The sequence below is a fragment of the Acidobacterium sp. S8 genome (assembly GCF_009765985.1).
GTDB lineage: Bacteria > Acidobacteriota > Terriglobia > Terriglobales > Acidobacteriaceae > Alloacidobacterium.
Window position 1 is genome coordinate 1 of the sequence record NZ_LMUM01000015.1, and the last position, 12,828, is coordinate 12,828.

At 52.1% G+C, this 12,828-nt stretch carries 12 protein-coding genes and 1 pseudogene; 8 read left to right on the top strand and 5 right to left on the bottom strand.

Going from position 1 to position 12,828, the window contains the following annotated elements:
• The 3 genes from GSQ86_RS04005 to GSQ86_RS04015 all read left to right on the top strand — a co-directional run.
• A partial coding sequence (locus GSQ86_RS04005; protein ID WP_216841004.1) for a glycosyltransferase occupies window positions 1-789 on the top strand: 789 nt, incomplete at its 5' end.
• Window positions 790-1,013: 224 nt separating this feature from the next.
• The gene (locus GSQ86_RS04010) at window positions 1,014-1,829 is read left to right on the top strand and encodes an FkbM family methyltransferase (RefSeq protein ID WP_158748680.1); all 816 of its coding nucleotides are present in this window, start codon (window positions 1,014-1,016) and stop codon (window positions 1,827-1,829) included.
• A 32-nt stretch (window positions 1,830-1,861) separates the two neighbouring features.
• A complete protein-coding gene (locus GSQ86_RS04015; RefSeq protein WP_158748681.1) occupies window positions 1,862-1,999 on the top strand; it encodes a hypothetical protein in 138 nt (45 codons plus the stop codon).
• A gap of 84 nt (window positions 2,000-2,083) precedes the next feature.
• On the opposite strand, the gene GSQ86_RS04020 is transcribed toward GSQ86_RS04015, so the two are convergent.
• Both GSQ86_RS04020 and GSQ86_RS22825 read right to left on the bottom strand, forming a co-directional pair.
• Window positions 2,084-3,460, bottom strand: coding sequence for a flippase (locus tag GSQ86_RS04020; protein WP_216841005.1), 1,377 nt, complete (start codon window positions 3,458-3,460; stop codon window positions 2,084-2,086).
• A gap of 237 nt (window positions 3,461-3,697) precedes the next feature.
• Window positions 3,698-3,976 carry a hypothetical protein gene (locus GSQ86_RS22825; protein WP_174239940.1) on the bottom strand — a complete coding sequence of 93 codons (279 nt, stop codon included), beginning with the start codon at window positions 3,974-3,976 and terminating at the stop codon, window positions 3,698-3,700.
• On the opposite strand from GSQ86_RS22825, the gene GSQ86_RS04025 reads away from it, so the two are divergent.
• The 5 genes from GSQ86_RS04025 to GSQ86_RS04045 all read left to right on the top strand — a co-directional run bounded on the left by GSQ86_RS04025 (window position 3,876) and on the right by GSQ86_RS04045 (window position 10,712).
• Window positions 3,876-4,694, top strand: a complete 819-nt coding sequence (locus GSQ86_RS04025; protein WP_158748683.1) for a polysaccharide biosynthesis/export family protein — start codon at window positions 3,876-3,878, stop codon at window positions 4,692-4,694. The two genes, GSQ86_RS22825 and GSQ86_RS04025, sit on opposite strands and share 101 nt — an antisense overlap.
• Window positions 4,695-4,772: 78 nt before the next feature.
• Window positions 4,773-5,570: a glycosyltransferase family 2 protein gene (locus GSQ86_RS04030; protein WP_158748684.1), complete on the top strand. Its 798-nt coding sequence runs from the start codon at window positions 4,773-4,775 to the stop codon at window positions 5,568-5,570.
• A complete protein-coding gene (locus tag GSQ86_RS04035) occupies window positions 5,571-6,680 on the top strand; it encodes a glycosyltransferase family 4 protein (RefSeq protein WP_158748685.1) in 1,110 nt (369 codons plus the stop codon).
• A gap of 356 nt (window positions 6,681-7,036) precedes the next feature.
• A complete protein-coding gene (locus GSQ86_RS04040) occupies window positions 7,037-9,241 on the top strand; it encodes a polysaccharide biosynthesis tyrosine autokinase (protein WP_158748686.1) in 2,205 nt (734 codons plus the stop codon).
• A gap of 109 nt (window positions 9,242-9,350) precedes the next feature.
• Window positions 9,351-10,712, top strand: coding sequence for a hypothetical protein (locus GSQ86_RS04045; RefSeq protein ID WP_158748687.1), 1,362 nt, complete (start codon window positions 9,351-9,353; stop codon window positions 10,710-10,712).
• 204 nt (window positions 10,713-10,916) lie between these two features.
• Here the strand turns inward: GSQ86_RS04045 and GSQ86_RS23295 are convergent.
• From GSQ86_RS23295 to GSQ86_RS04055, 3 genes and pseudogenes are all read right to left on the bottom strand, one after another.
• Window positions 10,917-11,204: pseudogene (locus tag GSQ86_RS23295) on the bottom strand (integrase core domain-containing protein); the annotation flags it as partial.
• 8 nt (window positions 11,205-11,212) lie between these two features.
• The gene (locus GSQ86_RS23650) at window positions 11,213-11,347 is read right to left on the bottom strand and encodes a hypothetical protein (protein ID WP_256366817.1); all 135 of its coding nucleotides are present in this window, start codon (window positions 11,345-11,347) and stop codon (window positions 11,213-11,215) included.
• Window positions 11,348-11,605: 258 nt separating this feature from the next.
• Window positions 11,606-12,781, bottom strand: coding sequence for a glycosyltransferase (locus GSQ86_RS04055; RefSeq protein ID WP_158748688.1), 1,176 nt, complete (start codon window positions 12,779-12,781; stop codon window positions 11,606-11,608).
• Between the last annotated feature and the right edge of the window lie 47 nt (window positions 12,782-12,828).

Below are 12,828 nucleotides of genomic sequence, written 5' to 3' on the forward strand. Positions count from 1 at the left end.
GACCTTTCAAGAACGAATTGGACGCGGAAAAAAAATGCGTGGAGTAGTGTGGAGTTCACCCTCGTGAGCCCTAGCAACTGGCTCGCGGACGAAGCGCGCCGCAGCAGCCTCATGGCCGACCAAAATGTAATGGTGATTCCAAATGGGATCGATTTGAATTGCTTCATTCCTCTGGACAGGCAGGATGCTCGTAAGACGGTCGGTCCGTCGAACGACAAATTCGTCATCGCCTTCGGAGCTGCTTCTCCAATGGATGCCCGAAAGGGTCTCGATCTGCTCTGGGAAGCTCTGCAGGGCTTCAACAAGCGTATAGGGGAGGGGAATTGCGAATTGCTCGTCTTCGGTTCGGGGAGCTGGAATCCACCAGGTTCGTCCATACCGATCCGCAACGTTGGAATGATTGACGATGATCGAAAGCTTGCGCTTTTGTACTCGGCAGCCAATGCATTCTGCGCACCGTCACGCGAAGAAAATCTGGCCAACATGGCGCTCGAATCGCTGGGGTGCGGAACTCCGGTGCTGGCATTCAATATCGGCGGATTTCCCGATATCATCGATCATCGGCGAACCGGATATCTCGCAAACCCATTTGACGTTAAGAGCTTGACGGACGGATTGGAATTTCTGTATTCGAGTCACCTGGCAGGCGAAGATGGCAGGGCCGCTTGCCGCGAGAGAGCAGAGCGTCTCTATAACGGAAGAACCAATGCAAATCGTTACATCGATTTGTACAACATCCTAAGTTCAGGAAATATCGACCGAGCCGCAGCCTCCTATGTTCTGCGCTGACATCGGTAGCTGAAAGAAATATCGAGCCCGTTGAATGGACGCCTCAAGCCGTAACTCGTGGGGTTTGCCGCCCCGCGAGAATTGACCAGCAGATTATCTACGCAGATCCGGGTTTTGCCTTCTGGCTCCCGATTTTGCGCAACTCGGGATGATAGACTTCAATATACTTTTCAGCGTTAAAGCTGGAGTTTGCCGGAGCCTGTGATGAAAAGTCACGATGCCTGATGAATATACATGATATTCCCAACTTTTATGCCTACTTGTTTGCCAGGAAGAAGTTTTACCGCTTCAACCGAATATTGTTCAATCTTTCATTGCGCGGCTTAGGCATCTTAAATTACAAAAACGATATTGTTAGCGGTGAAAGACGCTTTTTGGAACGACAACTCCAGAAGGTTATTGAGCCGATTGTCCTTGATGTTGGCGCCAATGTTGGGGCTTATTCATGCGCTGTATTAAGCTCGAATTCGCGCGCTAAAGTTTTTGCCTTCGAACCCCACCCGAACACCTTTAAGCGTTTGTCAGAGAGAGTGGTTCCGCTCGGTATACGAGTGTTCAACGTGGCCTGCGGCAGCGCTACGGGTTCGATGACGCTTTACGACTATGGTTTTGGGGGTACCGAACATGCTTCGCTATACCAGGAGGTAATTGAAGAATTGCACAACCAGCAGCCGAATCGCCATGACGTAGAGGTCATAGATCTCGACTCATTTACCACGGAACATCAGATCGATCACATCGATTTATTAAAGATCGACGCTGAAGGCCACGAATTGCAGGTGCTGCAAGGGGCTGAAGGCTTGATACGACGTCAACGTGTGCGAGCAATTCATTTCGAATTCAACGAGATGAATGTGGTGAGCCGCACGTTTCTTCGCGACTACTACAAAGCTCTTCCGAAATACAAACTGTATCGGATGCTTCGCGATGGCCTTATAGCATTTCCTGATAAGTATTCACCGACGTTTTCTGAGATTTTTGCGTTTCAGAATATCGTTGCGATTCCTCGTCAATCTATACAAGGAAACAGCGAGCTTTAGGGATGGCGGAGAGGGGAGGATTCGGGCCCGATATGCGTAAAGGTATGCCTGGTGTCATCATCGCTGCATATACGAGCCAAAAGAGCTACAGCTTCGATTTCTCGTACCTGCTCGTAGCGCTCCGCATCAGCTACGTGCGTCTGTCGCCGATCATCCGCCACCAAAAATAAATGTTTGGTCTGGCGTCCGCTATGGCTCTAAAGACCCGCCGGGTGGTTTCAGTCCGGTTGAAAACCAGAAAGGCAACAGGAGTTTCAAGCTGCGTCATTCGTTGTCCTTCGAAGGACTGTAAGAGGCAAGAGCCAGAATCGCAGATAAGCCCCGGTCTTCATTCGGAAGATGTGCCGTGTGCGAGGATCGACCGCATCAGCTAAATAGGCAGCAACGCCTTGCGCCACCAGAGTAGCCATTGCGGACCCGATTATTCCATAGCGAGGAATCCAGAGCAGATTCAGGCCCACATTGACTATTGCGCCCAAAGCGCTTCGTTGCAGCGAAGAGATGGTGAGATTTTCCTGGACATATTGCTGGCCGCTTACGCAACCCACAAAAACAAATACGCCTGTCCAGATATGGACGGAAAGTACTCGAGCGGCAGGGGCGTATTGCGAGCCATAGAGCAATCGCACCATGAGAGGACCAGCGATTTGTGTGGCCAATGCCACAAGCACGCTAACCAGGACCATGGAGTCGTAGAGTTGTTGGAGGCGTGCCTTGTACTTCTCCGGATCCTCTTCGCGCTGCCTGAGTAGGCGCGGCATCACACTGACGCATACGATCATCGGTATCATATACCAGATCTCAGACAACCGGACCGCTGCAGTGTATTGGCCCACTGCTTCCTTGGAAGCCATTTTGCCCAACAGGATCTGATCCGTGCGCATGTAGATCAGCCCAAGCATACTGGATATCAGAAGTGGCCAACTCTCATTCAGGAGTGCCAATGCGTGGGTGAGCACGAAGTTCCAACTAGGCATGGCCTTGCGAAAATACAAAAACGAAACGCCAAGACCGAGTTCGGCAAAGAGCACTTCCAGTGCCGCGATCGATCCGAAGACCAGCAGGGAAGCATGAGCAAACAATGCTGCTATTCGGGCGAGGCTGCCAAGAAGAAAGGCTGCGTTCCGCGGGATGACTGAGAGGCGGGAACGTGTGTTGGCTTGGAAAAAATAATCAATAACATCGAGGCTTGTTGAGATATATGCGACCGATAAGAGAGTTACGAGGATGCCGACGGTTCGATCGCCTGGGCTCAGAATCATAGCCGTCAGGACGGCGGCCACAGCTGTCACAATACCGGCGACAAACTTCAACAGAAACGAAGTGCCGAGAATCTGGTCCTCGTGTTCCGGGTGTAACGCCACGTCGCGGATCACCAGATAGTCAAGCCCAAGGTTTGACGCCATATTCCAAAGCGCAGCAATGGCCGTTGCGTAACCTAGCGTGCCGAACTGGTCGGGTCCGAGGTAGCGAGCTACGGTGGTTCCAACAGCCACACCACCTACCATACGCAGAACGCGGTCGCCACTTAGCCAGCCGATATTGCTGAGCGACTCGCGAAGTCCCCTGCGACGTCGAATTGTCTCGAGTACACTCATGCGATGTGAAGAGGTACCTCCAGTATCTCTCATGGAGGCTACTTAAACATTTGGAAAAGCCACCACTGTCGATTAAGCCTCGATTTGGCTGGAGACGTATAGCAATTAGGCTTTCGTTACAATGGGTTAGTGGATATCGGCCGCGAATTCTTTACGTACGGTTCCATGCTACACTCCGTACATGTATCTCGACGGGCGGCGGGTCCCCCAATTCTTACTGGCTCGGCTATGTGCTTTGGGGATATTTAGTGCCGATAGTGTCGGCATTCTTTACGTCGTGGAGCGCCATTTATTAGTGATAGCGTTGGTGATGGCCGTCTTGGTCGCCCCAGTTCTTTCTGCTGCCCAGATGTCCGGGCCCGTTGTCACCTCAGGCGAGTCGCAAGCGATTGCACCTTCAAGGTCGTCCGCGACAGGTTCAGGGTCTGCAGCGACTTCGGCACCAGGATTGACCGACGCACCTATCTCGCCCGGTGAAGTTGTCCACGTAGAAGTATTTAGAAGCCCAGACTTTTCGACTGTTACGCGCGTCTCGCAAACCGGAGACATAGCATTTCCCGTGCTCGGAATCCTTCATATCGCCGGTCTATCCAGCGCAGAAACATCCGACCTGGTCAGCAAGGTGCTTAAGGACAACCATTTGATGTTGGATCCGCATGTACTCGTAACGGTGGATTCCACATCGACCGGAATTACGGTTCTCGGCGAAGTGCGAAACCCTGGTATCTTCACCCCTCCTGGGAAACATCAACTCTCCGATATCATCTCCCTGGCCGGCGGCTTGACCGTTAATACAGGCAAGCTCATCGAAATCTCAAACGCCGATGCTCCGCAACAGAAAACCCTGGTTCCCTGGGATCCAACGATGCGCAAGACCAGCAATTACGATCGCCCAGTGTACCCTGGGCAAACAGTTCTGGTGCGTCCCTGCGGCTTTATCTATGTTGGAGGAAATGTCGCAAAACCTGGCGCATACGCAACATGCTTTTTCTCCTTATCTCGACTGTCGCAGGTAATTGCGCAAGCTGGAGGAACGGTACCGCTTACAAGTCTCAGCAGGACCATCTTGATCCGAACAAAAGCAGACGGATCAAGAGTAATTATTCAGCTTGACTTGGACCGCATTTTCAAAGCTAAAGATGGTGATCCAGTAGTCCAAGAAGGGGATATCGTATACGTTCCAGCTAGTGCGCTCAAGGCAAACCTCAAACAGTTGACTCAATACGCGTTTGGTCTTGGTACGACCCTTCTCTACGTGTACCACTAGAACTCGGCGTTGCGGAGATAACAGCCCCATTCGTACCGCAAGTCTTTACAGAATCGCATGCGCAATCCTGAAAGAAGTATGAAGATTAGCATCGTGACACTATCTTTCAATCAGAAGCGCTATCTGCAGGACGCCATAGAGTCTGTTCTCCAGCAGAACCACCCTGACGTGGAGTACATCGTCGTGGATCCCGGATCGACGGATGGGAGCAGGGAAGAAATTGAAAGCTACGGCACCAGAATCGCCTGCAAAATCTTCGAACCAGACGAGGGTGCAGCAGATGGTCTAAACAAAGGCTTTCGTAAAGCTACAGGCGCGGTGTATGGATTCCTCAATGCTGACGACCTGTTGATGCCTCTGGCTCTCAGCCGTGTTGCGTCGTTCTTCCAATCGAATCCGCAATGTGACCTGGTCATGGGTAATGGGTTCATCATAGACGCGGACGGCGCACCGAAGCGTCATATTCGGGCGCGAGATTTCACGGTGAGGCGGTATCTCCATGGGGGAACGCGCTGGTTGCAGCAATCAACTTTCTTTCGGGCCAAAGCCTTTGCCCAGTCTCCGAGATTCAATATTGATAACCGCACCTGCTGGGATGGCGAATTGTTTGTATCCATGGCGAAGCAGGGCGCAGCGGTAGCATATCTAGAAGCTGACCTGGCCAAATTTCGTATCCACAGTGAGTCGATTTCAGGATCCGGATCGGGGAACGAACGATACAAAGCTGACCGTATGCGAATCTTCGAACAGCTTTTGGGTAGGAAGTGGAGCTCAATCGATGAACTTTGGCGATTTTTGTACAGGGGAGAAGGCGTGGTTCTACGGGCCTGGGATTGGCCGCGGACTCTGGCAGCGAGAGACGATCAAGGTTTCTGAATGAGAATAGCAGTTCTATGGACCCGTTTATCAGGTTATTTGAATGCTTGTCTGAAAGAGCTTCACAGCCGTTCTCAGGTTGAATTATTCGTTACCCACCAAGTGCCCGCTACAGTTGCACCCTTCGAGGAGGAGCAGGTTGCTTGGATCAAAAACCGCTTGACCTGGCGCTCGCAAGCAGATCTGGCAGGTCTCAATGAACGGCTTTGGTCGTTTTCCCCTGAGATTCTGGTTGTTAGCGGATGGGCAATCCCTAGATACCGTCAGGCTCTCAAGGAAAACAGGGGAAGGTGCTTCCGCATCATGACCATGGATAATTGTTGGCTAGCGACACCACGGCAGTGGTTCGCCACCATGATCGCGCGAGCCTATCTTCAGCCGCTTGCAGATGCAGTCTGGTTACCTGGTGAACGGCAGGCGATCTTCGCCAGAAAACTAGGTTTTGTCCAGCGAGCAATACTCGGCGGCTTGTACTCCTGTGACCAAGTTGATCTTGAAGCAATGCACGTTCTGCGGGTTCAAGAGGGCCGCCATGTGCCGCGACAATTTCTTTTCGTAGGGCGATTTGTGCCGGAAAAGGGAATTGATACTCTCGTCCGGGCCTATCAAGACTACCACGCCAAATCTGCGGAACCTTGGCCGCTAGTCTGCTGTGGTGCAGGACCATTGCTCTCTCGACTCGAAGGCCAACCCGGTATCACGGTCGAGGGTTTTTTGCAGCCGCAGGCCCTGCGGGCGAAGTTTGGGGCTTCAGGATGTCTTGTTTTACCCAGCGAATTCGAGCCGTGGGCTGTTGTGGTTCACGAGGCTACCTCAGCCGGCCTCCTCGTCCTCGCGTCCGATAAAGTAGGCTCCGTTGTGCACCTTGTCCAAGATAAGTGGAATGGCTATGTATTTGACAGCAATGACGTCAAGGGCCTGTCTTCACTGATGACGCGCATAGAACACATGAACGATCGAGAGCGTGATGCCATGTCACGAGCAAGCAATCTTCTCTCCAAGCAGTTCTCCCCCACGCGGTGGGCCGACACTTTACTACAAGCCGGCGACAGAGGCAGGACCTTGGAGAAAACGTGCGTTCCCTTTACAGCTGGAAGACACCCTGAGTAGTGGGTAGGTGTTTAGTTCCGGCATTTGATGGTGCCTTCTAATCCACAGACTTCTCCGAGCGACACAAGACTTTCGACGGTCTAATGGCCTACGGATCCATCTGCAAATCCTAGTGGAAAGAACCGGATCAATTTGCTCACGATCCTTTCCATCAAGTGCCAGGACTGAATAGGTAGGCAATCATATACAATTGACACCATTCCCTAGGTACTCGCTGGTAGCTGTGCTTGCGTCACCAAATACCAGCCTAACAAGGACTGCGGGTAAACGCGAAGATCCCGGGAGGCGAACGGAAGTGCTCTTTGATCGCCGACGGAGCTCCGCCTTAGAATCGATCCTAAGTCCCGACGAGGAACATGAACCAATCGCTTGTCACAGAACCAATTCTTACTTCAGCTGATACGGAGACCGACGTTCAGCGAGCCGGGGTGTCTGCCGGATGGCGCGAAGAGGAGCCACTCGGCAATTTCATTCAGCTCGTCAAGAAGCGCGGGTGGCTGGTCATCGCGGCATCGTTGATTGGTCTTGTTTGTGGGACCACGGCGAATCTGATCCTACAGAAGCAATATACGGCAAGGGCAAGCATTGAGGTCACGCCGGATATCTCCGGCCAATTTCGATTGGAACAGGTGACGGGCGGGGAGGGAGCCGGTGTTGACAGTGTAAAGATAGACACTGAGATTGCAATCCTGAAGAGTCCGACATTGCTGCTGGAGACGATCAAATCACTCCAATTGAATAAGAATCCCGATTTTTGCCAAGTAAAGGCCGGGGTTCCATGGGATCTCTCGAAACCGGCTATCCGCTCAGCATTGATTTCCATTCTTTCCGGGAGTCTCGATATTACCCGCCAAGGCCACACAAACATCATTGAGATTCGCGTCACGTCTAATCGCCCTGACCTGGCATCGCTGATCGCTAATACTCTGATCGACAACTACATCGCACATAGCTTCAAGGACAGCTACACGGCGACCGAGCAAGTATCACGGTGGCTGGGTTCCCAATTGGGCGGAATCCAAGAGCGTCTGCAACAGAGTCAAGAGCGTATGCTATCTCTTCAGAGAGACATTGGTGTTGTTGGCCTGGAGGACCAGACTCATAGTGTGCTGCTGGCCAATCTGGAGGAACTGAATAAGAACCTTGCGGATGCTCAGGAAGATCGCCTGCTTAAGGAGGCACGACTAAAGTCGCTTCAGGAGTCACCGCCGGCAATCATTGCCGAGATTACTGGACAGAATCCGGCGTTGCAATCTACGAAGCAACGTCTCGTTCAACTTCAGGCCGAATACACCTCGCTCATTCAGACTTACGGTCCAGCCTATGCCCCCATCAAGGAGGTAAGTGCTCAGATTGATGAACTGCAGAAGCTTATGGCTCAGGATGAATCTGCGGAGATATCGCGGATGAAGAAAGAGTTCGAGGCGGCTCAGGCAAATGAGAACATGGTCCGTAAGGCTTTAGAGGAACAAGAGCAAAAAGCCTACGGCCTCAATTCTAAAGCCCTGCAATACCTGCTCGCGAAAAGGGAGTACGAAGCAAATAGAACGTTATATGATGGATTGCAGGAGAGGTTGCAAGAGGCAGGCATTGTAGCAGGTCTTCATTCGACGGCGATCCATGTCGTAGACAATGCCGACACGCCAGCCTATCCAAGCCGGCCTCGTACGAATCTCAACATGGTGGCGGGATTAGGAGGAGGACTCCTCCTTGGAATTGCACTGGCAGTACTTCTTGAGACCCTCGACACGAACCTGAAAACCATTACTGAGATCGAACAGACTCTGCAGCTCCCTGTACTAGCTGCAGTTCCTAAGATCGATCCAAATGAGTTGTCGCCTGCAAGCCTTCTTGCGCACAGCGAGATTGGCGGTTCCGGATCTTGGTCTAAGATTGCCGAAGCGTTGCGCGGCTTGCGTACCTCCGTAATGCTATCCAGTCCTGGAGCACCGCCGAAGGTTCTAATGATTACAAGTACGTTTCCGGCCGAAGGGAAGAGCGTGATTGCCATTCTTGGATCGATCATCTTCTCTCTGAACGGACCTCGTGTCCTGTTGATTGATGCGGATATGCGTCGACCTACGGCTCATCTCCGTTTTCATATCAGTAACCGTATTGGCCTTTCATCCGTTCTTTCCGGAAAGGCCACGCTGAAAGAGGCCATTCAATCTTGGGAGGCGCATCCAAACTTTCACATTCTCTCTTCGGGTCCTATACCGCCTCTGCCGTCTGAACTTCTCGGGTCAAACCAGATGCGGGATCTGCTCGAACAGGCACGGTCCCAGTACGATTTCGTTTTTATAGATACTCCTCCGGTACTCGCTGTCACGGATGCAACGATCCTAGCTGGTCTCGCAGATTGCGCGATTCTTGTCGTTCGCTATGGCCAAGCGCGTCGCCATGTTGTGTCGCGAACGGTTGAGCTACTTGAACGATCTAGGGCCCACATGCTGGGTGTCGTGGTGAATTTGGTAGACTTTCGCTCTCCCGAATATGCCGAGTACTATGGTCGTAAGTATAACGACTACTATGGCGAGAGGACCGAACAACGAGATACTTAAGGCAATCACATGTCAATCGATTTTTGGTCCTGGACTTGGATCATTGTATGTGGGATCCCGTATACCTCTTTCTCCAGCATGGTCCATGCGTTGGGCTACCTGAGATAGCATGACAGCAGCGACGAGAACTTTGATTCGGCATAGAAAATCATCAAGCCGTGACGCCGCGTCACTTGCAGCTGATTTTCTATGCTTTCTCACAGGCCTTGCCTCCTGCTTTGTGTTCCACCTCGTTGGTGACCTCCCAGGCAGCGAGCTGGTTTTGATCCCTTTCATTCCAATTCTGTTCGCTTTGCATCCGGAAAGGGTATCCCAAAAGAGCCTGAGGCCCGTTTTTCTGCTTATGGGGCTGTGGCTGCTCGGCCAGGTGATCAGCGACACATATCGCCACACTGAGATTACAGACTGGCTTCGAGGCGACGCCAGAATCGTCTTTTTCTTCCTAGACACAATCGGCCTTGCATCTTTGTTGGCGAGGAATGAACGCCGCAAGGGCTTATTCATTTTTGCCTACGCAGTCGGAACTATTCTTCAGGTAAAAATCCAACCGACGCCGTACATGCAGGTGGCACCCTGGAAATTTGGATACTCGTACGGTGTCACCCTTCTGGCAACCCTCGCCAGCTGCTATTTCTATGCGCGCCGCCGCTACCGATCTGCCTCTGTGATTCTCCTTGGAATGGCCGCCCTGCACCTAATCATGAACTTCCGCTCCCCGATGTTGATACTTTTGATCACTGTATTCATTCTATTTCCAATTCTCCCGGAACGTATCGGACGACATCGCATCCTTCCACAACAAGGAAGCCTGGCGCGCGCATTCATGCTGGTTGTTCTCGTGCTGACAGCAGGGGGGCTTGCCGGTATTGCCCTCTCGCGCATCGCGGGGGCTGGGTTTCTCGGTGAGCAAGCCCAACTGAAGCAGCAGGCGCAATCATCAGGCAAGTTTGGTGTTTTGATCGGTGGTCGTTCTGAAATCCTTGTTTCTGCACGCGCGGTGCTGGATAGCCCGATTCTTGGCCACGGATCTTATGCAAAGGATATGAGGTATGTAGAAATGCTCAACGATCTTCGCATAACATACGGGTATAGCGATGAGGAGGCGGAAGTGGACGACGCAGACGAATCGGCCCTGATTCCGACCCACTCACATCTGATGGGAGCATGGGTGGAAGCTGGGATACTTGGAGCCGTCGTCTGGTGCTATATTTTGCTCTTGACAATGAAAAGCATCCTCAAAATTACATTGCACCCGCCAGCGCTAGCACCGCTATATTCGTTCATGTTGATCGGTACTGTATGGAGTGTTCTGTTTTCCCCTTTTGGGCTTACAGGCCGAATACTTCTGGCTTTTCTCTTGGTCGTGATGTCCGATCTAAGTCAAGGCTCCTCACCATCTGTCCTGAGGAGAGCAAGACAGTCTGTCCGCGTTTTCCGCGTGGATGCGAGACGGGGTTGGGTACGAATATAACCTAGAGCAAGAGTTTATTTCGAACTGAGATGTGGATTCGGTTGGTGCCGGAATTACCGGCATGTTTCGAGCGAATGTAACTCAAGTGACGGTCTCTCCAGCAACAAGTCTGAGTAAGACGGCTCAGGAGCATAGATTCAACCACAGTCGTGCGGTGGAAATGTGGTAAACGCGAAGCGTTTTCCAAGGCGGCTTCATCGCTGTTCAATTCCACGGCTGTGTAGCGCTGCGAATTCTTGCCGGGGTTCGATCATCGAGCGTTGAGTGTGGACGGTGATGGTTGTAATCGTGGTGCCACAAGGCCAGCTTGCGGCGAGCATCGGCCAGCGTGAAGAAGACCTCCACGTTCAGGCACTCGTCGCGCAGTCGTCCGTTGAAGCTCTTGAAGTAGCCGTTTTCGACCGGGCGCCCCGGCCGGATGAAATCCAGGTGCACTCGGTTCTGATAAGCCCAGAGATCCGTCGCTCTGCTCGCGAACTCGGTTCCATTATCGAAAGGCCTCAGAGCTTTTTTGCGACGATCTCCTGAAGGATATGCCGATCGAGGCTCAGGTCGGCCACCAGCCGCTTCAGCTTCCCGTTCTCCTCGCGCAACTGACGAAGCTCACGCAATTCGCTCAGGGCCCAGCCCCGCATACTTCTTCTTCCACAGGCAAAAATGTCAGCTGGCTGATGCCATGCATTCCGGCAAACCTCAACCACCGTTTCGCCTGACTCTGCTTCCCGCAGCACCGCAGAATCGCCTCTTCGCTGTGTCCCGCTTCTCCATTCGTTGGCTTCCTCTCTCTGCTTCAGGGAACCGCGACAGGTTGCGATCTCTCAACTTCCCGACGGTCTAGTTTTTGGGTTTTGGGTCATCCTTGTGCACTCACTTAGCTGTATAGTATTCTTGGTCTAGTAATTGATTTCTGAAGATTCACGATTAACTGGTTGATTGAAAATAGAAGAAATCGTGTCCGGCAATAGCATAGAATTGTAACGTGATTCGAAACTTTGCTTAGCATTAGCACGCATACGAATGCGGTCCACTTCGCTCAACGCAAGCCAGCAACGTATCAAAGAAATCGTACCCTCAAGTGTGTCGCTTTCGACAAGACCCGCTCCGTCTTCCTGAACCTCTGCGAAAATATTGACCTTGTCCGACATTAGAACAGGCAGGCCGCACGCAAGGGCTTCGGCGACGGCGATGCCGAAATTTTCCTGATGTGATGGCAGAATAAAGGCGTCCGCTTCGTAGAAGGCCCCCCATTTTGCATCGCCAGAAAGCATCCCTGGCCAGTGTATACGGTGACCGACACTTAATTGCTGTGCTCTTGCTTCTAGTTTAACCCGCCAGCCCTTTTGATCAGGTCCCGCAACCACAAGTTGTAATCCGGCATTGTTTGAGGCAGCTTGAGCAAATGCATCGATCAGCAAATCGCACCCCTTTTTAGGGTGGATTCGACCAAGAAACAACAAAAAGCGTTTACCAGCGAGGGCAGGGCAGAGTCGAAGAAATTCTTCTCTCTGAATGCCTGGGTCGCCGGTTGGTCCTGAGGTTCCATAAGGAACAACCTGACCGTGCCAATGGTGCAGCCAGAAGCTCTTCTCCGCTAAGCGCTGTTCTGCCTCTGAGGTAAACAAAACTCGAGTCGCATTTCGCAGAAGTCGGTACTCGACCAACAACCAATAGATCCACTTTTTCATGTGCTTCAGCGGATATTTAGCCTTGAACCATGGGTCGAGCATTCCATGAGTGAATACCGCGTAACGATGGCGCCCGTGGAATGCTCTCCACGCTGCCAGCCCGTGATATTGCCATAGCCCATTCACAACAATGCCATCAAATCGCGATGCATTTTGTCTCAGCCAAGGCAGTAAGCGCGGAGTGTAGCCATAAACACCGAATGCAGGCCCCTGTGGCCATACCGGGAAGGGCAAGGACGCAAGAAATGGAGCCCGAGGATCATCAAGTGTGGTGATCTCAACTTCATGTCCTGCATGAAGATAGCCTTCAGCGAGGCGTCGCATTCCTTCAGCGGGGCCTCCAGTGGTTGGATCAAGTGATGGTAAAACATGAAGAATGCGCATGGACCCTAAAGAAATAGTTGGAGAAGTCTGTAATAAAACTGCGTACT

What these genes read in the sequence shown, in the direction of transcription:
- GSQ86_RS04010 (WP_158748680.1), top strand. Translation starts at nt 1,014, where the DNA reads ATGAATATACATGATATTCCCAACTTTTATGCCTACTTGTTTGCCAGG.
- GSQ86_RS04015 (WP_158748681.1), top strand. Translation starts at nt 1,862, where the DNA reads ATGCGTAAAGGTATGCCTGGTGTCATCATCGCTGCATATACGAGCCAA.
- GSQ86_RS04020 (WP_216841005.1), bottom strand. Translation starts at nt 3,460, where the DNA reads ATGAGAGATACTGGAGGTACCTCTTCACATCGCATGAGTGTACTCGAG.
- GSQ86_RS22825 (WP_174239940.1), bottom strand. Translation starts at nt 3,976, where the DNA reads ATGTCTCCGGTTTGCGAGACGCGCGTAACAGTCGAAAAGTCTGGGCTT.
- GSQ86_RS04030 (WP_158748684.1), top strand. Translation starts at nt 4,773, where the DNA reads ATGAAGATTAGCATCGTGACACTATCTTTCAATCAGAAGCGCTATCTG.
- GSQ86_RS04035 (WP_158748685.1), top strand. Translation starts at nt 5,571, where the DNA reads ATGAGAATAGCAGTTCTATGGACCCGTTTATCAGGTTATTTGAATGCT.
- GSQ86_RS04040 (WP_158748686.1), top strand. Translation starts at nt 7,037, where the DNA reads ATGAACCAATCGCTTGTCACAGAACCAATTCTTACTTCAGCTGATACG.
- GSQ86_RS04045 (WP_158748687.1), top strand. Translation starts at nt 9,351, where the DNA reads ATGACAGCAGCGACGAGAACTTTGATTCGGCATAGAAAATCATCAAGC.
- GSQ86_RS23650 (WP_256366817.1), bottom strand. Translation starts at nt 11,347, where the DNA reads ATGCGGGGCTGGGCCCTGAGCGAATTGCGTGAGCTTCGTCAGTTGCGC.
- GSQ86_RS04055 (WP_158748688.1), bottom strand. Translation starts at nt 12,781, where the DNA reads ATGCGCATTCTTCATGTTTTACCATCACTTGATCCAACCACTGGAGGC.